This window comes from Algoriphagus formosus (assembly GCF_002807035.1).
Taxonomy (GTDB): Bacteria; Bacteroidota; Bacteroidia; order Cytophagales; family Cyclobacteriaceae; genus Algoriphagus; species Algoriphagus formosus.
Genome location: NZ_NIUC01000001.1, coordinates 320,866 through 345,221, shown reverse-complemented (window position 1 = coordinate 345,221; position 24,356 = coordinate 320,866). Strand labels below are relative to the sequence as shown.

Genomic DNA, 24,356 nt, shown 5'->3' with positions numbered 1-24,356 from the left:
CCAATTTCTTTGTTGCTTCTCCCTGATACCATGAATCTTTCTAACATTTTGCCTTTTCGGGACTCCATGGACTTTGGTTGAGGTTCACCTATTTTTATTGGCTAGTTGAATAGATTCGACTAAATCAATAGCTGAAAAATGTTTTTCAATTTTTTCTAGGGTCATTCCTGGTGAAAAGGGATTTATTTCATGTGCTTTTTTCAGGGCAAAATAAGCGGCTCTTGGATAGAGTTTATAGTAACCTTCTGGGTTTGTTTCACCTTTAGAAGTGATCCCAAACCACTCCTCATTCATGTTTTTCTCGCCTTTTTTATAATCAAATTCGTATCCGCCATTCGCCCAGGATGCTTCATTGTTATGAATATCCAGTTCTACGGTTTGACCGGTTTTCCACCAACCGTCACTGAATTGAAATGTAAATCCTCCCAGGGAATTTCCGGATTTTCCCAAGCCTGCAGCATTTTCATAGATTTCTTTCCAATTTTCAACCATGTAGAATGCTTGAGACTTTTGATCCTCAGTTTTTGTAATGGCATTGAAAGCATCTGCACCAAATTCTGTAAAAAGAATGGGTTTATTCAATTCATTTTTAACGCGCTCAAAAGCATCTCCAAAGGATGAGCCGCGGTACATATTTGTTCCGAAAATATCTATGTCCTGACACTCTTCTTTTATGATCTCTAGAAAGAGTAAATCACCGTTACAAATAGCTATGGGCACAGTCCTGTCAATTTTTTTCATAGCGACAGTTGCCTCATTAAACAATTTGTACATGGCAGTTGCTCGGATGATAGATTCCTCATTCTCCTCTGGAATATCCTCTGTTTCAGCGCCTTCCCAGAATAATCCATAGTTGTTCTCATTACCAAGCAGGTAGAGTAGGAGGCCTTCTGTCCCTTGGTACTCCTTTACCATCTCTACGACTTCCTTCAGTAATTTTCTTCTTACCCTGGAGTCAGAATATTCCGTGTTTTCCATCCAACCATCATTAAGGTCCATTCCATATCGACCAAAAGCATGATTGAGCATGGTATAAATTCCGTAATTCTTATAGATATATGCAATCCATCTTGAAGGTATACCCGTGTATATTCGCACCGAATTGACCCCCATGTCTTTTAAAAGTGACATTTCATCATCAAGAGCTTTCATGATGAATTCATCCGGTTGATCCCAAATACTATAGTCGAAATTGGTGCCTCTTGGAAAATAATCCCAGTTCATACCATTGACCATAAAACTTTCTCCTTCAACCAAGAGCTTTATTCCTTGATCATCATTAATCAGTTCTACTTGAGAATTTTGAGAATAGAGGATTTCAGGGATAAGAAGGCAGACGAGAATTAAAAAGGTGGAAATTTTCATTGGGCTTAAATTGTAAATTGATTACGACTATTTATGAAATAATCTTGTTTCAAATCATAGGTAAGTACTCCATTTATGACTGATATAGCAAGGATGAGTACTACGTCATTTCTTTCATATGACTACTACAAAATTTCAAAATTGAGCCATCCAATTGATTTTCTGATTGCATTTGCATTGATAAAGCGGGTAGAGGTCGAATAGATGCCGATTGTGAGGTTGATTAACATCATCGTCCTAAATTTCTGTCTTAGGGTTAAAAATTTATACTCTGATTCTGGCTAAGCTATGTTGAATTGCTTTGATTCTAGCGGGGAAGGGAAAAGGCTTGTTAATGGTGGGTGTTTCAGAGATGAAAGAAAGAATAACAACAGTCGTTTTTGCAAGTAAAATGGCGTAAGGGATGGTGTCACCCCAGGTATGGACCTTAAAGCGGGTTCAATTAATGTAAAAATTTGTACGCCGAAAAAGCCAAAACGGGTTAGCAAGTCAACTATGGTACATCTGCAAGCTTGTTTTTCAAGAGAATGAATGGTTAGCCTTAAAAAGGCTGCTTTAAGAACTTGAAAAACACTAGTCAACTTAGACAAAAATATGGTCTTGACTTTGACCAGAACATCTACATGAAAGAAAGAAATTTTTATAAAAACATTGATAAGTATGATGGTTGAGGTTACTTTGAATGAGAGAAAATAATACCTAATAATCCGACAGGAATAATAAAGTTAATCGCTGATGAATAGATCACCGGAAAATTTCACCAAAATTCAATTCGTTGCGAAGTCCAAACTTTACAAACCTGCTTTAAGGAAAGAGTTTGTAAATCGAAAAGCTCTTATCGAACAGTTGGAGGCCAATATTTCTGCACCATTTACCTTGGTCTCAGCTTCAACAGGTTGTGGTAAAAGCATAACAGTAAGCCAATGGATTGAAGAAAAGGGGCATAATTACGGATGGCTCTCCCTTGATGAGGAACACAATGACGTGCAGGTTTTCCTAACGTATATAGTTGCCTTATTCAAAGAACAATGGCCGCAAAGAACCTTCCATTTGGAATCTTTGCTTGGAGGAAGTGATCTTCCATCAAATTTAATTTCTGCCCTTCTGATCAATGATTTGGATGAAACTCACGAGCCTTATGTTCTGGTTCTGGATGACTATCATGTCATCAGAGAACAGAAAATTCATGAAATCATTCAGGAAATTTTGCAGTTTCCTCCGGAGAAATTTCATTTGGTGATTCTGACCCGACGGGACCCTCCATTTAAAATGGCTAGGCTAAGGGCACAGAATAAGCTTTTGGAGATCAGAATGGTGGATCTTGCATTTACTGCGGATGAGGCAATAAAACTTCGATCTAAAATTGCTTCCACCATTACGGATGAACAAATAAAGTCCTTAATCCAGAATACAGAAGGATGGATTACTGGAATCACTGTAGGACTTATGGGATTAAAAGAGGGGATTTCATTTGAGAAAATTCTGGCATCTCTGACAAATAGCAATTCCATAATTTCGGACCTGTTTGATGAAGTTGTCTACAAGGGATTGCCAATAAATATCCAAAAATACCTGATTTTGACTTCTTTGTTGGATCAATTCTCATTGGAATTGATCAGAACTATGGAAGCATCCATAGATGACAGTGACTTGACACAACCCGGGTGTAGAGAATTTATAAGATTGTCAAGGGAGCGTAATTTCTTTCTCATCCCACTTGATTCTACGGGCGAGTGGTACAGATATCACCACTTATTCAGGAGCCAGCTGAATTATCGAACCGAACGCTATTTTACCAAGGAAGTTGTTGAGCGTCTCTATAAAGCAGCAAGTGGTTGGTTTGAGGAAAACCAAATGTTTGAAGAATCACTGATATATGCAATTAGATCAAAGGATCTTCAATTTGCTGTGACACTTTTTAACAGACATCGAATTGAATTGTTTAATCACGATAGGATCCAAAAACTGAATCAGTTTATTTCCCTTTTCCCCCCTCAGGCGATGAATGATTGCCTTGAAATAGTACTTAGTTCGGCAATGTTACAAAACTACAATGCCAACTTTGTGGATTTGGCAAAACACATCGATCGCGCCGAAGAGCTATCCAAAGCGTTGGATTTCTACAAACCCTACGATAGGAAGTTGTTTGGTGAGTTACACTGTTTAAAGGATATTATGTCCTTCAAATCAGGAGATATTGAGCGAACACTATTTTATGCGGAGAAAGCGATGGAGTTCATCCCTGGGGATGAACACTATTTTCATCGGGAATCCTCTGTGGCCTATTATTCCATGGCCTTGTACGTCAAGGGTTTAAAAGATCAGGCGTTGGAGAATCTGGATAGTGAGTTCGGAAAATTTGCGTCTTCGGACCCTTATTATAAGATGCGCTTGTTGCAGGGAAGATGTTTAATTCATTTTCTGGAAGGAAATACGGACCTGTTGGCAACTGATGGCGAAGCCCTTAAAACGTTTGCTGCCTCAGACATATTCCCCGCTGCTTGGATGATGGGCGCGTATAGTTTAGCTACTTCGCTATACATTACTAACCGTCTTGATAAAATCGGGGAATTCCATGAAGATGTAAAAAAACACCGCTATAGAGGTTGGCCCTTATGGATCATGCACTTTTATTTTATAAAGTGTCTTTCAGACATGGCTACAGGTAAATGGGAGGAACTAGACCGTGAAATTACTCACTGCGAAATTCTGGCAAATGAATTTGGCCAGGAATCAATTAAGGGATTGGTGAAAGCATTTCAAGTGGAAGTGTTTCTGAGAAAAGGTGATATTGATAGTGCGGTTGCTATTTCACCATTCGCAAACTTCAATGTAGGCTCTTCTTTTTGGGGGCTCTATTATATACCGGAATTAACTCAGGTAAAGCTCCTCATTTTAACAGGTAAAGAGGAAAAGGGAAAAGAACTCCTTCAAAATTTAATTCATTCTGCAAGGGAGTACCGCAAAAATAATCACCTTATTCAATGCCTTGCACTGAAGGCAATTGTGTATGCAAGGGAATCTCGGTATGAGCAGGCAAAGGAACTCCTTTGTGAAGCACTTGCACTGTCAAAAGATTTAAATCATAAGCGTACCTTCCTAGATATGGGATGGGGGATACTTCCTTTATTGAAGGAAATTGGCGAAACCCAGGCAGATAATGCACACGTCCTAAGTCTTTTAAATGCCTTTGAAGAAGAAAAACGTTACTCCCTTAAAAAAGGTCCTGAAAAAAACATAACGCCCAAAAAATCTATATCAGATTTATCAAAACGTGAATTGGAAATTCTTTTGCTTGTTTCCCGGGGTGCCAATAATGGGGAAATTGCAGAGGAATTATTCATTTCCCTGGACACCGTTAAAAAACACCTCTACAGGGCTTACCAGAAACTTTATGTCAATAATCGAATGGCAGCGGTCCGCAGGGCTCAGGAACTCGATTTATTGCCCGAGGAGTAAAACCTGATAAAAATCATACTCCATATCTCTTCTCTTTATTGAATGTCCACTTTAGTGGCTATTGCTGATGGATTTCGATCAATACTTTTGACGTGATCAAATCATCATCACTTTGTCTCATCCACATACCTATACTATTCAGTTTTCAGGCCCTGGTACCTATCGAATCAGGGTCCTGGGAAACATAGGTAAGAATATGCTGGATCTCTTTGAGGGGATAGTGGAAAGCGTGGATGATATCGGTGAAGGAAAGGTTTCCACTTCAATAATCGTAAATGTCCTTGATCAGGCCCAATTATGTGGCATCATCAATATACTCTACGACCATCGCCTGGCACTTATCTCCCTTATTTGGGCTCCATCTTACAACATCAAAGAGAATATTAGCACTTGAAAACACTTGGAATATGAAAAAATCACTTTTAACCCTCTTTATTTCTGTACTTATTTTCAGCAGTTGTAATCAGACAACCACTGAAAAAGGGGCAGATCCGAATCAGGAATTTGACGTTGTCATCCTTAATGGACGCGTCATGGATCCGGAGACCAACTTTGACGGCATCAGAAACGTCGGTGTTAAAGACGGTAAAATTGCGATCATCACTGAAGCTGAAATCTCTGGAAAAGAAACCATTGATGCTACTGGACATGTTGTTGCCCCCGGTTTTATTGACACCCACTATCATGCCACCGACGTGCTCGCTACCAAAATGGCATTAAGAGACGGTGTCACTACAGGTATGGATCTTGAAGCCGGTTCGTTCAATGTAAAAGCGTGGTACGACGAAAAAGCAAAGACGGGGTGGCAAGTCAACTACGGTACAACAGCCAGCTTGTTATTTAATAGAATGGCTGTGCATGATCCTGATGCTGAACTTAGCGGTCCAGTCGATTTTTCTACTGTTCCAACTTATGCAGCCAAAGCTTTGACAGATGGCGTTCAAGGTTGGGCAGATACAAATTCCACTATCGAGGAAATGAATAAAGTGATGGCTTTAATGGATGAAGATCTTCGACAAGGAGCCATTGGTGTTGCTGTGCCCGGCGCATATATGGCTAAGGGAATGACCAGCTACGAGCTTTTTACCGCACAACGGGCCGGCGCTAACTATGGCCGTCTTACATCTGTTCATACCAGGTATCATCTTATATCAGAAACACCCACTGAAGCTCCAATAGCCTTCGACGAGGTGTTTACCAATGCAATGTTATTAGACGCTCCCTTATTGATGGCACATAACAATGATTTTGGCTGGTGGGAAATTGAAGAAAAATTGCAATTGGCAAGAGAAAAAGGATTGAATATGTGGTCTGAGTATTATCCTTATGCTGCCGGATCAACAGCAATAACAGCGGCTTTCTTAAGCCCTTCGGAATGGGTGGAGAAACGTGGTTATAAATACGAAGAAACCATCTACGACCCTGTTGATGATCAATACCTTACCAACGAAACGTATGCTGCACTGATGAAAAAAGATCCGGGAAGATCAGTTGTTGTCGAATTCCCCTATCGAAAAGAGTGGATGAATCACTGGTTGGCAATTCCTCACATGACTATTGCGAGTGATGCGATGGCAGGCGTTGGTGCAGACGGTACTTTATTGCCATGGGATGCGGATTGGACTGAATACCGAGGCCACCCTCGTACCTCTGGCTCGCATGGTGCTGCATTCCGATTGGCTCGCGAACAGGGTGTGCCATTGATGTTTACTATATCGCAAGCCAGTTACTGGCCAGCCAAACACTTGGGAGATACCGGGCTTGAAGCCATGAAGGAACGCGGCAGAATTCAAGTTGGAAAAATTGCCGACATCACCATTTTTAATCCTCTTTCCATTACAGATAATTCAAGCTTCAAAGTAGGCGAGCATGGTACCCCTACCACCGGTATTCCTTATGTAATTGTGAATGGTGTAATCGTGGTAAAAAACAATGAAGTACTCCCCGTAAAACCAGGACAGGAAATTCGTTTCCCGGTCGAAGCCAAGGGAAGGTATACACCAATTAATCAAGAAAAATGGTTAAATGAACATACTATTGGTCTAAATCCAGAGCTTGGGGAGATGCATTTAGATGATGACTCTGGTGCGGGAAAAGCAGTGAAGAAAAATTAATTAGAAATTAAAATTCATAACATGAAAAAAGCACTTTTAACCCTCTTTATTTCAGCCCTAATTTTCAGCAGCTGTAAGGAGACAACCACTGAAAAAGGGTCTGACCCCAATCAGGAATTTGACATAGTCATCCTTAATGGACGCGTCATGGATCCCGAAACCAATTTTGATGGCATCAGAAATGTGGGTATCAAAGACGGCATAATCGCCTTAATTACCGAAGAAGATATCAAAGGAAAGGAAACCATTGATGCCAAAGACCATGTGGTAGCACCTGGATTTATCGATGGTCATCAGCATACTATTGAGCCCTATATCTATCGTCTCATGTTGCGTGATGGACGCACAACTATTTTAGATTTAGAGGTTGGAGGATTCGGTCCGGAAATCGACAAATTTTATGATCAAAGAGAAGGCAACGCTCCGGTCAATTATGGAGTGGCCGTTGCCCATGAATTGGTTCGAGCTGCCGTGTTAGATGAATTCAAAGATTGGAAACGATATTACACTTTGGATGCGGCTGGTGTACGATCGGGAAAAGAAGGATGGTCAAAGACCCGTCCAAGTCTGGAGCAAGCCAATGAAATTCTCAAAATGATGGATGAAGGTTTGCGTAAAGGAGGCATAGGTATCGGTTCTACTGTTGGCTATATGCGAGAAGGGGTTTCTTCTAGAGAAATTTTTGAGCTTCAAAAACTTGCTGGAGCCTACGGTCGCCAAATAGGTATGCATTTTAGATTGACGCCCGGATCGGATGTAGAAGAAACCTTGGGTATTCAGGAAATGCTCGCCAATGCTTCAGCTTTAGGCGCCCCGGCCAATGCACTTCATTTCAATAACCCCGGTTATAATTTGGTTTATGAACTACTGCTTAGAATGCAAGAAAAAGGCAACAATGTGTGGGGAGAAATATATCCGTATGCTGCTGGCTCAACAGCCCTAAACGCAGTATTCTTGGAGCCAGAGATTTGGGTAAATGCACTTGGCAATAAATATGAAGAAACCCTTCAAGACGTGGAAACTGGAGAATTTTACACCCAAGAAACACGAGAAGAAATGCTGAAGAAAGAGCCTACCCGTTTAGTCCTTGTTTATAAAAGCAAAGAAGAATGGATAGTGAATTGGATTAAAATGAAAGGAGTGGCTATAGGTAGCGACGGTATGCCTTTCATACCCGATGACGGACTTACATGGGAAACTCCCTACGAAGACTTTCCTAATACCCACCCACGCTTAGCCGGTTCGTTCGCCAAAGTTTTACGATTAGCAAGAGAAAATAATATTCCTTTAATGCAGGCTGTTTCCATGACCAGTTATAACTACGCAAATCCTTTAGGCAAAATGGGTCTTAAAGCCATGCAAGTGAGAGGAAGATTACAAGAGGGTATGGTAGCTGATATTACCATTTTTAATCCTGAGACCGTAACTGATAATTCGACATATGCCAAAGGTACACTTCCATCAACCGGGATTCCTCATGTAATAGTAAATGGCATCATTGTAATGAGAGATTCAGAACCTATAAAACGCTTCGATGCTGGTCAACCCATTCGTTTTGAGGTTGAAGAAAAAGGACATTTTGAACCCTTATCTGTCGAAAATTGGGAAAAAGCTTTCTATGCCTCACCCGCTGATTTTAGTGGAGCTGCCCTAAAGTAATACAACTTTAATAATTGGGAGAGCCATAATCTCTCAAAAAAACGAACCAATAAATTGAAAGACTTTTTAAAAATGAAAAAACCGCTCCTTGTATGTATTCTTTGTGTCCTCAGTTTAGGACTGTTTGCTCAGGAGCAAGCCAAGCAAATCACTCTGTTTACCAATGTCCAAGTGTTTGACGGAACATCAGATCAACTGATCAAGGCAGATGTATTGGTTGAGGGCAACCTCATTAAGCAAATATCAAAAGAACCATTGATGGTTATGCAAACCGATAATGTTAGTATTATTGATGGGCAAGGCATGACCCTTATGCCTGGTCTCATCGACAACCATTGGCATACGGTATTTAATTTCTGGCCGGTAAGCAAACTCTTAAATACAGATTTCGCGCACCTTGGCATCAATGCAGGCCACCATTCAGGAAAAACCCTGTTAAGAGGGTTTACTACGGTGAGAGATGTTGGCGGCAATTCTTTTGGTGTAAAAAAGGCAATAGATGAGGGTACCATTTTTGGCCCAAGGATATACCCTTCTGGCCCCACGATCAGCCAAACTTCGGGGCATGGCGATTTTCTGGCGCCCAATGCAGTTCCTTCTAACCCGGATCAAGCATTAGATTACATTCAGAGAACAGGCCATACAATAATTGCGGATGGAGTGCCGGAAGTGACAAAAAGAACCCGTGAGGCACTTAGAATGGGGGCTACCCAAATTAAAGTGATGGCTGGCGGTGGAGTATCTTCTTTGTATGACCCGCTCGATGTTACCCAATATACCAAGGCTGAGGCCGAGGCTATGGTTGAGGTCGCCGCAAGTTGGTACACTTATGTCGCCATCCATGCCAATACCGATGATGCCATTCAAATGTGGGTAAGAGCTGGCGCAAAATCCGTCGAACATGCTTTCCTCATCACCGAAGAAACCGCTAAACTCATGGCCGAGAAAGGTGCATGGTTTAGCATGCAGCCCATCATAAACGATGAAGATGCCATTCGATTTGAAGACCCAATCAGCACAGCAAAATTTGTTGAAGTAACTGACGGTTTGGATAATGCGATTGCTTTAGCCAAAAAATATAAACTGAAAACCGCATTCGGTACTGACATTCTCTTCGATGCAAAGTTGGGCGAAAAGCAAGGAAAATTGCTTGCTAAACTGAAAAGATGGTACACCCCTTACGAAATCCTGAAAATGGCCACTTCCGGCAATGCCGAATTGGTGAAACTCTGCGGCCCTCGAGATCCCTATCCACACCCCATAGGCGTTATCAAAGAGGGTGCTTATGCGGATCTGATATTGGTGGACGGCAATCCAATAGAGAATATTGATTTAGTTGCCGATCCCGAAAATAAATTTAGGGTGATCATGAAAGACGGTGTTCTATATAAAAACACTCTAAAATAATTCATTTTCAGTATATAAATCAGAGTTTATGGAAAGAAGAAAATTTGTTACGCTAGCTGGTTCTGCAGGTGCTGCTATAGCATCAGTACCTCTACTTTCCTTTTCTTTGAAAGAGGAAAACAAATTGAAAAAAAATAAAAAATTAAGAGTCTCCTATGTAGGTTTTTTCCATGAAACCAACACCTACCTCACCGAGGGCATGGGCGAAACCACGCTCGACAGAATGCGCACGTTCCGGGGCGATCAGATCAAGAATATGTTGAAAGGAACTGCCATTGGTGGGGCAGTGGATGTGTGCGAAGAAGAAGGCTGGGACTTGCTTCCCGGTCTCATGTACTATATAGACTGGTGCTTTAGTACAGTAAGCGATGAAGCTTGGAAAGAGGCGAAAAAGGAGATCATGGACACGCTGAAATCACAGTTGCCAATGGACATCGTTTACCTTGGTGTTCACGGTGCCGGCATGGTGATTAGTACGAATGATCTTGAAGGAGACTTGGCGGAATCGGTCAGAGAACTGGTTGGAAAGGACACGATGATTGTCTGGAGTGGTGACCTGCATGGCAAGATCACAGATAAAATGAAGGACAATATGAATTTCTTCAGTGCCTGCAAAGAATATCCTCATATGGATATGAATGCTTGCGCGCGTGATGCGATGTATCGTGGTGCTGCTATCCTGGCAGGAGAATCGAATCCCACTCCCGCATATCGCAAAGTGCCCCTGATGATGGGCATGAGTAATACCGAAGAGGAGGGCACCTTTGCAAATCGTCTTAAAGAAAAGTGCATTGAAATAGAAAAGCAGCCTGGTGTTCTGAACTGCTCTGTTATGCATGGCTTCCCATATCAGGACAGCAATTTTTGTGGCGTGTACCCAATGGTCACTACCGAAAAAAACCTCAAGCTGGCAGAAGAACTGGTGGACGAACTGGCACAATGGATATGGGATCACCGGAAGGAGTCTATCCTTCCATTAGAACCTTTGGACAAAACGATGAGCACTGTGCTGGCCATGCTTGAGAAGGACGGTCGCTATGTTCTCGAATTACCAAAGAAAGGCGGTCTCATCGACCATACCCCGATTGTGATTGGGGACGCGGCAGACAACCCTGGAGGGGGCGCCGGAGGGGGTGGTACCCACCTGCTAAAGGCCCTTATGGAGACCAAAGGCTTGGGGAAAGTCGCTTTCATGTCCATACACGATCCGGAAACTGCAAAGGCAGCAGTGGCTGCTGGTGTAGGAGCAACAATCGATGTGAGCCTTGGTGGCAAATATGAGGCGTTGGCGGGCGAACCGATCAAGACCAAAGCCTATGTCAAGTCCATTTCGGATGGGAATGAGACCGTTCGCGGGGGAACCGCTTTCAAGGGTCCATTCCAGCTTGGCCCTACCGCCAGATTGATCATTGAAGCGGAAAATACGGTGGATGTCATCGTTATTTCCGGCCTGTGCCAGACCTATGATGATACGCAGGGACGTCCGCATGGCATTATCATTCAGGAATACGATGTGATAGGTGTCAAAAGTGGGATGCACTTTCGAGCATTCTATGAAAACTTCACCGATAAGTTACTGCTCGCTGATGTTCCCGGAACCACTAGTCGCGATATTACCCTTTTCGAGCACACCAAGCTAAAGTATCCTATCTATCCTTTAGACGAAAACGCAACTTTTAGTATAAGAGATTAATGTTAATCGATTAAAAGCAATTATTAATGTTTATAACAAAAGAAAGATGAAGAGAAATTTGAAACTATTATTTACTCTAATAATCTCGGCATTATTTGCAGTTCAACCGGCATTTGCTCAAAAGCAAAATGTTGAAGCTCTTTCTAAAAAGATTGAGAATCTCACAGAGAAGTTAGCAGGTCGCATAGGAGTGGCGGCACAGGAAATTGGTTCGAAGGAGACGATCACCATAAACGGCGATGAACAGTTTGTGATGGCGAGTACCTACAAGGTTGCGATTGCCGCTGCCGTGCTGGATCGCGTGGACAGGGGGGAGCTGCGGCTCGACCAGATGGTCGATGTCACACTCGATATGATGATGATCGGGGACGCTGCGCTTAATGGCAGATTCGTTCACCCTGGGATCCAGTTGTCGATTGCGAACCTGATCGAGGTGATGATCACGGAGAGCGACAACACGGCGACTGACATCTCGATGGGGCTGGCCGGTGGCCCCGCGGCAGTGACCAACTATCTGCGCAGGATTGGGATCAGCGATTTCAGGGTCGATCGGTCGACAGGCGAGATCATCGGGGAGTTCTATGGTTTGCCGGGACCGGCCACGCATAAACTCGCCACAGAGGTCTTCAAGGCTCGGCCGGAGCTCTTGAAGATCCAGAGTGACCGCAATCTGGACTTCGAGGCAGATCCACGTGACCAAGCAACGCCCTTTGCGATGCTGCAGCTCCTGCTTGCCATTGACGGTGGCAAAGCGACGAGCTCCGAGAGCCGCGACTTCCTAATTAATGTCATGTCGCGCACGCGCACGGGCTCTGGCCGGCTCAAGGGGCTGCTGCCCAAGGGAACGCCCGTAGCGAACAAGACCGGAACTATAGGGGGAGTAGCCAACGACGTCGGCTATATCACGCTACCCGACGGCCGACGTTTTGCGATTGTAGTATTCACTAAGAGTAGTACGACTTCAGAAGCTGATCGTGATCGGGCCATTGCAGAAGTGACACGGACTTTATACGACTTTTATTATTTAAAGCCCTAAGACGTATTTCAATTATTATTTATAGGAGAAAAAAATGAAAAAAATAATTAAACAACCAATAAAGTTGCTATTTACTGTAATGATCTTGTCATTATTTGCAGTTCAACCGGCATTTGCACAAAAAAAGCAACAGTCCAATAAAACAATGACAAAGAAGCAGGGCCAGGCGACCTTTGATGCGGTTCTCGCCGAAACTGCTGAACTGATCAAGGAAATGAAAATCCCGGGGCTTGCTGTCGGGGTTATCCATGGACCCAATACCTACAGCGCCGGCCTCGGTGTCACCAAGGTAGGCACCGACGAGGCAGTTACCCCTGATACGAAATTTCAAATTGGCTCTGTGACAAAAACCTTTCTTTCGACGGTGGCCATGCAGCTGTCCGAAGAAGGCAAACTGGATTTGAACGCCCGTGTAGTGGACATCCTGCCGTGGTGGAGAGTTGCTGATCCTGATGCTACTTCCAAAGCGCGGGTCGTTGACTTGTTCCATCATCGTGCTGGCTGGTATGGCGACCACGGTTTTCTTCGTGTTCCTCCGGGTGGATCTATATCCGAGAAGGTCATGCTCCAGGCAGCTTACGTCGAGCAGATCTATCCGTTCGATCAAACCTGGATGTACAACAACACCAGTATCACCTTTGCTACCCATGTGGTGTCGCATATCGGCGGAAAGCCGATCGAGACCCTAATCGAAGAGCACCTGCTCAACCCACTCGGCATGGATTCGTCATCCTTTAATTACGACACCACTCCTCCGGCTAATAACTACGCATGGGGTCATCCGCCGATCTACGGGGAAGGCAGCATCAGTGATCTAAAACCATACTACATTCCGTTGATTAGAGAGTCCGCAGCCTCCGGCGCACTCCGGTCTACGGTTACCGACATGCTGAAATACGCCCGCTTTCAGCTGGACGGCAAGGACGCCTCAGGGAACCAGCTGCTGTCACAAGAAGCACTGGACTATGCCCACGCTCCGGCAGTCGAGGCTGAGACCGGCGACTTCACTGGGCTGACATGGTTTGTCCACGACTACGGCGGGGTCACCAGCCCCAGCCACGGGGGGAATTGGCCAGGCACGCGTTCTTTTCTGCAACTGATCCCTGATCACGACTTTGCCGTAGTGGTTTTGGTTCACAGCGATCGCGGAGCCGAGGCCTATAAAAAAGTTGCAAACGCAATGGTCAAGGCCTTCACTGGTATCGAGGCTAAGTCTCCGGTGGCAGCGGGTGTTGATGCGTCTGTCCTCGACCCATTTGTAGGTGTCTTCAAGGGTAATTCCCAAAACATTGAGATTCGCAAGGAGGGTGACAAATATGTGTTTATCCAGTTCTCCGCATTGACTAGCGGGGCGGATCCCGCACCTGCCAATGTGGCTAACACGGCTGATGGCTATTTTATCATCACCGAAGGCCCAAACAAGGGATCTCTTGGTGAATTGCTCAAAGATCCTTCTGGTGAATACAACTACGTGCGATTCAACCACCGGATCTTCATTCGGGGAGAAGGGGCGGTCGACGAGTTCGATCTCTCCGGATCAGTATTCGACAAATAACCTGTTCGGAAGAGGATATATCAATTCACGCCTTATGAAATTCCCAAGATGGTAAAATTCATCAAAGCTGAATTGATTTAATTGAGTGTGCTACGCTATTCTTACCAGGCAGATCCTCTTGGTATGATTGAAAGTGGTAGCTAAACCGATAGCCACTTGGTGAATGGAAACCCATTGGAAAACCTTGATTTGGTCAAGGATTCCGGTAAAAACTTCGTTGTTATCATGAAGGACTGAGTGATCTATAAAAACACACTTAAATAACAAGTTTAAAGACTGGCACTCAGATAGTAGCCATTAAATAAGGTTGCTGTCTGGGCGCTATCATGCCAGCCAATGTAATGCAAGTAATTGATAATATTGGTTTTAGAGTTCTTGGTTCTATTACTGTGGGGGATTTGGCACTTAGTACGCCACAATACTATAAAATGTTCATAGTAGAGATGATTCTGGTACCTAGAATTATGATTGATTATACAAATATACAGCCGGAAGAAAGTCTCTAATGTAATACCTCAAAAAACGAAACCTTGAATGCTGACTTTCTAAAAATAAATTTGACGCTATCAAAATCCATTTATATGAAAAACACTTTACTTCGATTATTTACTATCATTTGGTTAAGCTTTCTCGGATTTGATACTCAAGCTCAAAACTCAAAAAAAATTATCAACAGCGACTTGCTTACTGAATATGGGATTTCTCCCAAAGCTTTAGATGCAGCACTGAGTACTACCCTTCAAAAAGGAGAGTTTACACAGAAAATGGAGGTGTCCAGAACTTTGGATGGTAAAACAGAAAGTTCAAATTTCTATCTCATCTACGACCCCACATATAAAGAGGGAATAGATATTCAATTAGCATTTAACGAAGATTCAATTAGTATTTTAAAACAAAAATTACTTTTAAAAACTATGCAGGAAATGCATTCTTTCAGTCGCTTATCCAAAGAGAACCTTTATGATGAAAAGTCTTTAAAAGTAATCAGTAATGAAGGAAATACCATAATTATATCATATAGGTACAATAAAAGCATGCTGGAACCTGAGCTGATGTATGCGAAAAAATTATTGGGTAAAATATATATAGTCGATGGCCAATTAGAAAAAGTTGAATTGACTAATGAGGCGCCTATAAAATTTATGGGACAAAAGGTCGAAGCAGAAAATGTAATCTCCACTACATACTTTACTCGCACCCAAAGCCATGATGGGTATATCGTGAAATCTACAGATCAGAAATACAATTACCAAAAAAAGAAAGATAGGGTGGAGGTAATTATCAAAGGTACTACTGTTGAATATAAAGATGAAGATGGAGTTGCCCTCTCTTGGCCAGAAAAAACTAAACCCTTTACTCTTGATTCGAGCGCTAAAACATTAACCGGAAGTCTTGGTTGGGGTCTTCCGATTTACGGTAAAGGAGCTAGAAAGCTGGGCTATAGTCTCCCTAGACCTATTGGAATTAATATTTTCAGTCATCAACAAGCTCAACAACTACAGTTTACTGATCTTCAAGTTGGATCGAATGAATCTGATTTGGTTTCATTGGTTAATCTTTTTGAACTGGAGGGATCGACTGTTGATCAATTTACAAAAGTCACAATGATTAAGGGGGATGTTTGGTTACTTCCATTTCTCAATGTAATGGGAGTATTTGGACAAGGTAAAAACCAAATTGATGGATCTCTTTTTCTTAGTGAAGAGGTGAAAGACGCGCTATCAAAACTTGGTTGGATTATAGGTCTTGATCCTGATGACATCCCTGACTATCTCCCCATCCAATCTGAGTTGACAGCATTAACTTATGGAGGGGGCGTCACCCTTGCTGGAGGGGTAGACAATATTAATGTCTCATTAAGTTATCAGTTTGTGGCCTCAAGTATTCCTGAGGTCAACACTACCAAACTTGCTCATGTATTGGCTCCCTCTTTAGGATACATGACTAATTTTGGAATGAATGTGATGATAGGTGCACAGGGCCAATTTTACAATACTAACACCAAAGGCTTTATCGGTTTACCCAATGATAACAATTTGAATTACCAGGTAAATTTCAAACCCATCAGATGGAATTTTATTGCTGGTCTCTATGTGCCTATCTCTAATCACTTGGAACTAGCCGTGCAAAGTGGATGGGGTCAAAGAAGGTCTTTGACCTTTGTGTTTGGCTATAGATTCTAACTAGAAAGAAGAATTTAAAATCTTTGCCATGGAACCTTCCAACTTAAAACTTTTCCTTTTCCTTATTTCTTTATTAGTCTCGCTTCCAAATTTTGCACAAGAAGAAAATGAGCAAAATTCGGCAGATATAGCTAAAGAATTGGCGAATCCCAATACCGTCTTGGGTACCATGAACTTTAACTTTGATTTTATGCACTATGATGGCACTTTGCCCAATGCAGGAAGCCAAAACAGCTTTGCTATGAGTTTTCAACCTAGCCTTCCCATGCCAATAAACAAGACTACCAATCTTTTTGTAAGACTAAATATTCCGGTTTATTTTTCGCAGTCGGCATATGGCCCAAATGGTTTTGAAAATACTGGGGCCAATCTAGGAAATATAAGTGCTGACATAGCGGTGGGTAAAACATTTCCATCAAAAACCGTAGTTGTTCTTGGCGTGTTCGCCAGTTTCAGAACGGCAACAGACGATGCCTTAAAATCTCCTTATACATTAATAGGGCCTGAGCTAGCCTTGGCTCAAATTTTTAATTGGGGGGTTGCTGGTTTTATGATAAATCATTCATGGAATGCGAATAAGGTTGACCCAAATTCTAATGATAGTTTTTCTAGTTTGGGTGATGATATCTGGATTTTTTCGGAAGGAGGGGAGTCTGCTAGTATTACCGCTGGTCAATATTTTTATGTGATTACTTTACCAAATGCCTGGCAAATCACTGGCTCACCTACTTGGTCTATTAATCACAAAGCCTCTAAAGGAAATAAATTCACATTTCCTATTGGTACGGGTGTAAATAAAGTGACCCGTATTGGGAAGTTACCTCTTAAAGTAAGCATACAATATTGGTTTTATGTAGCCTCGCCTGAAGCTTATGGGCCTCAACATCAACTACGTCTTACGATTGCTCCTGTTGTGCCATTACCCTGGTAAACAACTCCTTAAATTCAATTATTAGAGCAAACCTTATAACAAAAAAGTTCTATGAAAGATTCCATTCTAATAACATTAATCCTGTTGCTTTCCATACCAAAAGTAGCAAATGCACAGGACTGGCATCCCGGAGATACGCTTAATATAGTTAAAACCGATTCAATTCGAATTAGTGATTTTAGAGATAATATAATTGACTATACCGGGCAGGATTTGGTAGATGCTACTTTCCCAAACTCATGGCCATTATTTGGAACCAAAGCCCGAATGGCTATTGGGGGTTATGTGAAATTGGATTATATCCAGGATTTTGATGGCGGTTATAATCGATTTCAATATGAAATCCAGAACGTTCCAGTGGACGGAGATGGGCGCCCCGCACAAAGTGGTTATATGAACCTGCATGCGCGCGAATCGCGGATCAACTTTGATATTCGAAGTATAAACGAGGTTGGTCGCCCTTATCAAATTTTTATTGAATTAGACTTTTATAACCTTGATCGCGGGCCATTTAACCAAACCCCAAGACTCCGCCATGCATACGGTGTTATGGGCCGATTACTTATTGGTAGAACATGGGGTACGCAATCGGATTTGTTTGCTGTACCATCTACTATTGATTTTGCAGCAGGTGATGCATTAACAGGAACGCGAAGAGCTCAGGTGCGATGGGAAGACAAACTTGGAAGCAAGTTTATGTATGCGTTAGCTCTTGAAATGCTCGAATTTCCAGGTATTGATGGAAGAGATACTGTTGGTCAAGCCAGTCAACAACTCCCTCTTCTAACTGGGAGAATTACAAAAAAAACAGCTTCAGGTGGTCGCTTGTTTTTAGGAGCTTCGGTTTTTCAACTCCGTTGGGATGGATTGGGTATAATTCCAAATGCTACTGCAATGGGTTGGGGTTTTAGCTTTAGCGGGCGAGAATACTTTGGTGCAAAAAATCATTATTTTCGTTGGATGACCAGTTATGGACAGGGTTGGGGTAGCCAAATTGTAGCTACAATTGGCACAGAATCTTCGGCCATAGTAACACCGCAAGGCAATTTGGAGCAGATGCCAGCATTGAATATAGGTGGTGGATTTGGATTCCGCATATTAAATACACTTATAGCGAATCTTAACTCAAACTTTTATTCTATTGATCCTTCACAGTATAAGACAGGATATGATATGAAAGCAGGTATGTCGGGTCATGCTAATTTGATATGGTCACCAATAAAAAGTCTGAATACTGGAATAGAATATATGATAGTACAACGCACTAACGTTAATGAATCAAAAGGTACAGGCAGGCGAGCACAGTTGATGATTAAGTATTTGTTTTAAACGAAAATAACAGGTTTTATTTAATTACACTAATTGCATTTTTCCTATGATTTTCCTAATGATGACGAGCTATTCAAATGCAGAGTCAGATAGTAGTAATCCAATTAAATTGGGTTAGACAAAAATCAATGATTATGCTTATTGTTACATAATTTATATTATGTTAAGTAAAGTTTTTTTTCACCTACACATTCTGAAATATTTTTAACTTAGGCCCCGTCTTTAAGTCCACCACCCTAATGAAGATTTCTTTTACTAGTCTAGGCTTGATTCTAGGCCCACTTTCATTTTTTATCATCCTGTATGGCGTAAATTCTCCCGATTTAAATCAAGAAGCTTTGGCCATGTTGGCTTTGGCCAGCTGGATGGCGATCTGGTGGATCACTGAAGCACTACCTATAGCAGCTACTGCATTCTTGCCTTTAATTCTAATGCCTACTCTGGGAATTCTTCCTATAAAATCTGTTTCATCAAACTACATGCATCCTACAGTGATGCTATACATGGGCGGATTTCTAATGGCTACAGGAATTGAAAAATGGAATTTACACCGGAGGATCGCCCTATCGATTATTCAATTGATTGGAACTAACTTAAGAACTATCGTCTTGGGATTTATAGTAGCTACAGGTTTTCTTTCTATGTGGATTTCCAATTCGGCAACTTCACTGATGATGCTTCCGATTGGCTTAGCAGTTGTGAAGCAGTTTCAAGAGCAATTTGGAGCTGATCAATCCCAACTCAGCGATCGATTGGGTAAAAATATCATGTTGGGCATAGCCTACAGCGCATCCATTGGTGGAGTGGCTACCTTGATCGGTACCCCTACCAATACTATTCTAGCAGCCGTAGTCAGTGATCTTTATGATTACACCATTGGCTTTAATGAATGGATGCTTTTTGGCTTTCCCCTCGCTGTTTTTTTAATTCTCATTTGCTGGTGGTATTTGGTCTCTTATGCGAATCCCCTTCCCAAGAACTTTAAGCTAAATGACGCGAAACATATAGTAAAAGAGCAACTTATAAAACTTGGAAAAATCTCCTATGAAGAAAAAAATGTATTGATAGTCTTTGGCTTAGTCTGCTTCTCCTGGATTTCAAGAAGCTTTTTTCTGGCTAAGTTTATTCCAGGCATCGATGATACCATTATCGTTTTGACAGGAGTCTTGGTTTTGTTTCTCCTCCCCGATTCAACTAAAACTAAAAGAATTTTGGATTGGAAAACCGCTGAACGCATCCCTTGGGGTATTTTGATACTTTTTGGAGGTGGTTTGGCTCTAGCGGAAGGATTCAAAGAAACCGGACTGGCGGAATGGATTGGTCAACGGTTTACCTTGATAGAAGGAATTTCTTTCTTCTTATTGCTGCTGATTATTATCGCTTCGGTCAATTTCCTTACGGAAGTTACATCCAATGTGGCCACAGCTTCCATGCTTCTACCGATTTTGGCCTCTGTCGCCCTCAAGCTGGATCTTCATCCATTTGGCTTAATGGTGGGCGCTACTTTAGCTGCGAGTTGTGCATTTATGCTTCCTGTGGCTACTCCACCCAACGCTGTCGTATTTGGATCAGGCTTTCTACAAATGAAAGATATGGTCAAAGCAGGGTTTTGGCTAAATATTTTCTCCATACTGATAGTTAGTCTCTTAGTGTATTTCCTTCTTCCCGTTCTTTGGAATATCGATCTGGAGATTTATCCTTTTTGATTTTTCCCAAACTCAGATAAAATAACCTTGCATCCTTTAAACTTTCTAATTCCTAAGGAGATGGCTTCGTCACAACTTGATATTTTAACAAACAATGATTTTGAAATCAGCTCCTCGCCATGACTATAAACATCCTATTCCTACTACTTAACTCCCAAACTTCCTAACTCACCAACCTTCCTACTTCCTAACTCCCTAACTTCCCATCTCCCAAACTCCCTTTCTTCCTAACTCCCCAACCCCCAAACTTCCCTCCTCCCACCGTTCCATCCCACTAAACCCACTATTCATCCCAACTTTTTGATGTCTAATTAAGGATTTGCGATTCTTGTGTCCATGAAGGCAAGCAATCCAATCCAAGAAAAAGTAAAAAGGCATAGAGGAATCTATTTCCTCTTGCTGCTCGCCCTTGTTTGTTATCTCTACCAACTAGTAAACTTGATTTAATCCCAGCATTATGAAGGAAAGAAGTTTTGATTTTAGACAGATCGAATGGTGGATTACCACTTTGGTTTTCGTCAGTATCGTGCTATTCAATTTGATCAGCATGAATACCAATCGCTGGGCAGGAACTCTCCCCTCGCCCTATGACCGTATTTTTGTTCCTACCGCGCTCTATGTGGTATTTTATATTTTCCATATGCAGTTGATTCCAACCTATCTGAAAAACCGGAAAATCGGTCCTCTGATCGGTTGGGGAATCCTGACTTTTGGACTCGCTTTTATTTTTTCTACGATTCTGACAGTAGCATCAGATCGCTCCTTCGAGAAGCTTTTCCAACTCTTCTTGGGGGTTATCTTCTTGTATATCAGCCATCAAGGAGGAGCATTGGTTTTGAAGAATATGCTCACACCGCCTCGGGTTTCTTCCTATTACTTTTACAATTTGACCCGGATGATTCTGACGTTTATAGTGCTCATTTTCTTTTTGTTACTAGGGCAGTCATCAATCATCAATGAAGGGGTTCTGATTCTATTTATCATGATTTTTCCTGTACTCCTATCCTTGGTTTTATACAATTATTACCTGGTCTATGGCAAGCGGAAAGCTGGCAAAAACAAGCAGGCCAATTGGTATTTGGCGCTTTTATTAGTGATTATTTTTATCATATTTTTTGCAATAGCTGCAGAGAATAATCAGGAAGAAATCATTTTAATTGGATTTTTGATCAATGGAATTATTTTATTGATAATCAATCCTTTATCAAATCTGATTTTCAAGAAGTACGAAAACCTGACAGGTAAAATTTTCAACCTCAGCACGGAGGTAGGACAAGGACAGGCAAACCTTGATTTTCTTCGCTCTCAGATCAATCCGCACTTTCTTTTTAATGCCCTAAACACCCTTTATGCGAGTGCATTGATGGAAAATGCAGAAAAGACTTCTGACGGCATCCAAAAGCTGGGAGATATGATGCGTTTTATGCTTCATGAAAATCAGCAACCCAAAATCTCCCTTTCTCGGGAAATAGACTATCTCCGAAATTACCTCGACTTACAGATGCTTCGTTTTGGCTCGCAGGAAAATCTCGATGTAGATTTTCAAATCAATACGGATGGCTGTCAGGGTCAGATTGCTCCCATGCTATTGATTCCTTTTGTAGAAAATGCTTTCAAACACGGGATTTCTGCGAAGGAAAAGTCTTGGATTCGGATGAACTTGCGATGCATCTCAGGCTCGGTTCATCTCGACTTGGTCAATAGTGTGCATCCAGTCAAGTCTACAGAAAGATCAAATGAAACTTCAGGGATAGGTTTGGAAAATGTGAAAAAGCGTCTCAACTTGGTTTATCCCAACCGGCATCAATTAAATATTGTATCCAATGACTCGGATTTCTTTGTACATTTTTCAGTGCAAATTCATTAATCTATGATCAAAGCTATTGCCATCGATGATGAGGGTTTTGCATTAGAAGTGATCAAATCCCATGCTTCGAAAGTGCCTTTTTTAGAGATTCAGGCCAGCTTTACCAATGCAATGCAGGGACTGGAATACCTTAAAAATCATGATATCCCTTTGGTTTTTCTAGATATCAATATGCCGGATATCTCAGGAATTGATCTGGTAGAACTCCTTCCTGCTGGCACAGAGGTGATTTTTACTACAGCCTATTCGGAGTTTGCGGTAAAAGGATTTGACTTAGAGGCTTTGGACTATCTCTTGAAGCCTTTCAACCTTACCCGCTTTGTGAAGGCCTGTGAAAAAGCCAGAACTCGTATTTTGGGAAATACAGATGATTCCTGGACTTTCATCAAAACACAGGAAGGTCAGGTGCGAATAGACTTTCCGGACTTATTGTACTGCGAATCGCAGGGGAATTATGTGATTTTTCAAAACAGTGAGGAAAAGTATCAAAGTCGGATGACACTTCAGGAAGCCGAGCGACTGCTGCCCTCCTACTTTATCCGGACCCATCGTTCATTCCTTGCCAATAAAAACCAAATCAAAGTTGCAGAAAAGCATCAGTTGCGACTTGGGAAATTTATTGTCCCGGTGAGTTCTACTTATTCTGATGAAGTCATGACCAAAATTAAAATCGAGTAGGAAAAAATAGACCGATGGAGATCAAAGAATTAATTGAAAGACCCGAAATTGACCAAGATAGCAAACTTAATACTGCCTATTCTCTGTTAAAGAATCTTTTGTCAGAATTGAGAAAAAGAGAGATACCGATTGAAATTTTGAATTCTATCAATCAGGAAATTGATAAGTTAAATGGCTTTTCAGGTTCGGATAAAGAACTGCTAAAGCAGGTCCGAAATTCCCAATCGCTGATTCTTTCCCTTGTCAAAAAAGAGCTTGGTCTAGTTACAAAAGGGCATTTTCAAACCATGTGGATGGCTATGGGAATGGCAACTTTTGGGATTCCATTCGGAGTGGTTTTTGGGCTTACTTTGGGAAATATGGCATTCTTTGCAATAGGTATTACGATCGGTATGTCCATCGGGTTGGCAATAGGTGCAGGAATGGATAAGAAAGCGCAGGAAGAAGGAAGGCAGTTGGATATTGAAATTAAAGCCTAAAAATGAAGCTGGTATTCCTTTCGATATTCTAAGGGTGTTTTTTGGGTTCGCTGCCGAAAAAGCCGATTGAAATTAGAGAGTGTATGGAAGCCTGAACTAAAGGCTACTTCGCTGACATTCAAATCAGTATCGTGCAGCAGCTTGCAAGCATGAGCAATTCGAACTTCGGTCAAAAAATCAGAAAAAGAGCGGTTCATCCGGGATTTGAAAAAGCGACTGAAAGCTGAAACCGACAAATTAGCAAGGCCAGCTGCATCTTCAAGTGATACTTTTCCTTGGAAATGATTCATGACATAATCATGCACTTTACCCATTCTATCTTCTTCAGATTCTTTATGTGAGTTGATATAACCAGGATTAGCGATCAATTGCTTTTCGTTGGAATGAGCAATTGTTTCCAAGATACTCAACAAATGAATGACTTGGCTTGGACCGGAACTTTGGAGCATGTCCAGCATCAGCTTTTTCACCTGAAGATTGGTCTCTCCCCCTATTTCAATTCCAAACCTCGATTGCTCAAGTAAAACAGAAATGGGCTCAAACTCTTTAAAAATAAAGGGTGAATCATTCAGGAAATTCTCAGGGAAATAAATCACCACGCCGCGAGTTTCCAATTGATTTTCACTACGAAAATAAGCTGGATCATTTCTCCATAGATGCGGAAGATTAGGCCCCGTCAAGACCATATCCCCTTCCCGAAAAGCCTGAATATTATCTCCGACGAAACGGGTTCCCCTACCCTTCAAAACAGTAAATAACTGATATTCGGAATGAAAGTGCCAATTGACATCAAAATATGGGGCTACCAAGTCCTTAATCAAAAGGGCTTTGTTTTCGGGAATTCTTGACTTTTTTAAGGGCTTTCTCACTGCTTAATGACTTAATTTTATCATTA

18 protein-coding genes are annotated in these 24,356 nt (G+C 41.8%); 15 read left to right on the top strand and 3 right to left on the bottom strand.

Features of this window, described 5'->3' with window-relative positions; genetic code table 11:
* Positions 1 to 84: 84 nt before the first annotated feature.
* On the bottom strand, positions 85 to 1,365 hold the full coding sequence (locus tag CDH51_RS01590) for a glycoside hydrolase family 2 TIM barrel-domain containing protein (protein WP_100626944.1): 1,281 nt from the start codon (positions 1,363 to 1,365) through the stop codon (positions 85 to 87).
* A 735-nt stretch (positions 1,366 to 2,100) separates the two neighbouring features.
* Here CDH51_RS01590 and CDH51_RS20375 point away from each other — a divergent pair.
* The 12 genes from CDH51_RS20375 to CDH51_RS01525 all read left to right on the top strand — a co-directional run bounded on the left by CDH51_RS20375 (position 2,101) and on the right by CDH51_RS01525 (position 20,437).
* The gene (locus CDH51_RS20375; protein WP_100626943.1) at positions 2,101 to 4,824 is read left to right on the top strand and encodes a LuxR C-terminal-related transcriptional regulator; all 2,724 of its coding nucleotides are present in this window, start codon (positions 2,101 to 2,103) and stop codon (positions 4,822 to 4,824) included.
* Between the two features lie 112 nt (positions 4,825 to 4,936).
* The gene (locus CDH51_RS01580; protein ID WP_100626942.1) at positions 4,937 to 5,218 is read left to right on the top strand and encodes a hypothetical protein; all 282 of its coding nucleotides are present in this window, start codon (positions 4,937 to 4,939) and stop codon (positions 5,216 to 5,218) included.
* 13 nt (positions 5,219 to 5,231) lie between these two features.
* Entirely contained in the window at positions 5,232 to 6,938 is a 1,707-nt protein-coding gene (locus CDH51_RS01575; RefSeq protein WP_100626941.1) for an amidohydrolase family protein, read from the top strand.
* 21 nt (positions 6,939 to 6,959) lie between these two features.
* Complete coding sequence (locus tag CDH51_RS01570; RefSeq protein ID WP_100626940.1) at positions 6,960 to 8,597, top strand: amidohydrolase family protein; 1,638 nt, start codon at positions 6,960 to 6,962, stop codon at positions 8,595 to 8,597.
* Positions 8,598 to 8,651: 54 nt separating this feature from the next.
* On the top strand, positions 8,652 to 10,004 hold the full coding sequence (locus tag CDH51_RS01565) for a metal-dependent hydrolase family protein (protein ID WP_198514245.1): 1,353 nt from the start codon (positions 8,652 to 8,654) through the stop codon (positions 10,002 to 10,004).
* A 28-nt stretch (positions 10,005 to 10,032) separates the two neighbouring features.
* A complete protein-coding gene (locus CDH51_RS01560) occupies positions 10,033 to 11,697 on the top strand; it encodes a M81 family metallopeptidase (RefSeq protein ID WP_100626938.1) in 1,665 nt (554 codons plus the stop codon).
* 46 nt (positions 11,698 to 11,743) lie between these two features.
* Positions 11,744 to 12,733, top strand: coding sequence for a class A beta-lactamase (gene bla, locus CDH51_RS01555; RefSeq protein WP_100626937.1), 990 nt, complete (start codon positions 11,744 to 11,746; stop codon positions 12,731 to 12,733).
* Positions 12,734 to 12,767: 34 nt separating this feature from the next.
* Positions 12,768 to 14,288, top strand: coding sequence for a serine hydrolase domain-containing protein (locus tag CDH51_RS01550; protein WP_100626936.1), 1,521 nt, complete (start codon positions 12,768 to 12,770; stop codon positions 14,286 to 14,288).
* A 581-nt stretch (positions 14,289 to 14,869) separates the two neighbouring features.
* Positions 14,870 to 16,471 carry a hypothetical protein gene (locus CDH51_RS01540; RefSeq protein ID WP_100626934.1) on the top strand — a complete coding sequence of 534 codons (1,602 nt, stop codon included), beginning with the start codon at positions 14,870 to 14,872 and terminating at the stop codon, positions 16,469 to 16,471.
* A 28-nt stretch (positions 16,472 to 16,499) separates the two neighbouring features.
* Positions 16,500 to 17,402, top strand: coding sequence for a hypothetical protein (locus tag CDH51_RS01535; RefSeq protein ID WP_100626933.1), 903 nt, complete (start codon positions 16,500 to 16,502; stop codon positions 17,400 to 17,402).
* 51 nt (positions 17,403 to 17,453) lie between these two features.
* Complete coding sequence (locus CDH51_RS01530) at positions 17,454 to 18,731, top strand: DcaP family trimeric outer membrane transporter (RefSeq protein WP_100626932.1); 1,278 nt, start codon at positions 17,454 to 17,456, stop codon at positions 18,729 to 18,731.
* Between the two features lie 239 nt (positions 18,732 to 18,970).
* On the top strand, positions 18,971 to 20,437 hold the full coding sequence (locus CDH51_RS01525; RefSeq protein WP_100626931.1) for an SLC13 family permease: 1,467 nt from the start codon (positions 18,971 to 18,973) through the stop codon (positions 20,435 to 20,437).
* Between the two features lie 195 nt (positions 20,438 to 20,632).
* On the opposite strand, the gene CDH51_RS01520 is transcribed toward CDH51_RS01525, so the two are convergent.
* The gene (locus CDH51_RS01520) at positions 20,633 to 20,866 is read right to left on the bottom strand and encodes a hypothetical protein (RefSeq protein WP_100626930.1); all 234 of its coding nucleotides are present in this window, start codon (positions 20,864 to 20,866) and stop codon (positions 20,633 to 20,635) included.
* A gap of 28 nt (positions 20,867 to 20,894) precedes the next feature.
* On the opposite strand from CDH51_RS01520, the gene CDH51_RS01515 reads away from it, so the two are divergent.
* Genes CDH51_RS01515 through CDH51_RS01505 form a run of 3 tightly spaced genes read left to right on the top strand, consistent with a single transcriptional unit; the run spans position 20,895 to position 23,461 of the window.
* Positions 20,895 to 22,304, top strand: coding sequence for a sensor histidine kinase (locus CDH51_RS01515; protein WP_100626929.1), 1,410 nt, complete (start codon positions 20,895 to 20,897; stop codon positions 22,302 to 22,304).
* Positions 22,305 to 22,307: 3 nt separating this feature from the next.
* Positions 22,308 to 22,982 carry a LytR/AlgR family response regulator transcription factor gene (locus CDH51_RS01510; RefSeq protein WP_100626928.1) on the top strand — a complete coding sequence of 225 codons (675 nt, stop codon included), beginning with the start codon at positions 22,308 to 22,310 and terminating at the stop codon, positions 22,980 to 22,982.
* Between the two features lie 14 nt (positions 22,983 to 22,996).
* Positions 22,997 to 23,461 carry a hypothetical protein gene (locus CDH51_RS01505; protein WP_198514244.1) on the top strand — a complete coding sequence of 155 codons (465 nt, stop codon included), beginning with the start codon at positions 22,997 to 22,999 and terminating at the stop codon, positions 23,459 to 23,461.
* Here CDH51_RS01505 and CDH51_RS01500 read toward each other — a convergent pair.
* A complete protein-coding gene (locus tag CDH51_RS01500; protein ID WP_100626927.1) occupies positions 23,458 to 24,330 on the bottom strand; it encodes an AraC family transcriptional regulator in 873 nt (290 codons plus the stop codon). The two genes, CDH51_RS01505 and CDH51_RS01500, sit on opposite strands and share 4 nt — an antisense overlap.
* Between the last annotated feature and the right edge of the window lie 26 nt (positions 24,331 to 24,356).

Excerpts from the sequence above, each read along its gene's own strand:
- CDH51_RS01570 (WP_100626940.1), top strand. The coding sequence starts at position 6,960 with ATGAAAAAAGCACTTTTAACCCTCTTTATTTCAGCCCTAATTTTCAGC.
- CDH51_RS01510 (WP_100626928.1), top strand. The coding sequence starts at position 22,308 with ATGATCAAAGCTATTGCCATCGATGATGAGGGTTTTGCATTAGAAGTG.
- bla (WP_100626937.1), top strand. The coding sequence starts at position 11,744 with ATGAAGAGAAATTTGAAACTATTATTTACTCTAATAATCTCGGCATTA.
- CDH51_RS20375 (WP_100626943.1), top strand. The coding sequence starts at position 2,101 with ATGAATAGATCACCGGAAAATTTCACCAAAATTCAATTCGTTGCGAAG.
- CDH51_RS01525 (WP_100626931.1), top strand. The coding sequence starts at position 18,971 with ATGAAGATTTCTTTTACTAGTCTAGGCTTGATTCTAGGCCCACTTTCA.
- CDH51_RS01560 (WP_100626938.1), top strand. The coding sequence starts at position 10,033 with ATGGAAAGAAGAAAATTTGTTACGCTAGCTGGTTCTGCAGGTGCTGCT.
- CDH51_RS01550 (WP_100626936.1), top strand. The coding sequence starts at position 12,768 with ATGAAAAAAATAATTAAACAACCAATAAAGTTGCTATTTACTGTAATG.
- CDH51_RS01540 (WP_100626934.1), top strand. The coding sequence starts at position 14,870 with ATGAAAAACACTTTACTTCGATTATTTACTATCATTTGGTTAAGCTTT.
- CDH51_RS01515 (WP_100626929.1), top strand. The coding sequence starts at position 20,895 with ATGAAGGAAAGAAGTTTTGATTTTAGACAGATCGAATGGTGGATTACC.
- CDH51_RS01590 (WP_100626944.1), bottom strand. The coding sequence starts at position 1,365 with ATGAAAATTTCCACCTTTTTAATTCTCGTCTGCCTTCTTATCCCTGAA.
- CDH51_RS01505 (WP_198514244.1), top strand. The coding sequence starts at position 22,997 with ATGGAGATCAAAGAATTAATTGAAAGACCCGAAATTGACCAAGATAGC.
- CDH51_RS01535 (WP_100626933.1), top strand. The coding sequence starts at position 16,500 with ATGGAACCTTCCAACTTAAAACTTTTCCTTTTCCTTATTTCTTTATTA.
- CDH51_RS01575 (WP_100626941.1), top strand. The coding sequence starts at position 5,232 with ATGAAAAAATCACTTTTAACCCTCTTTATTTCTGTACTTATTTTCAGC.
- CDH51_RS01530 (WP_100626932.1), top strand. The coding sequence starts at position 17,454 with ATGAAAGATTCCATTCTAATAACATTAATCCTGTTGCTTTCCATACCA.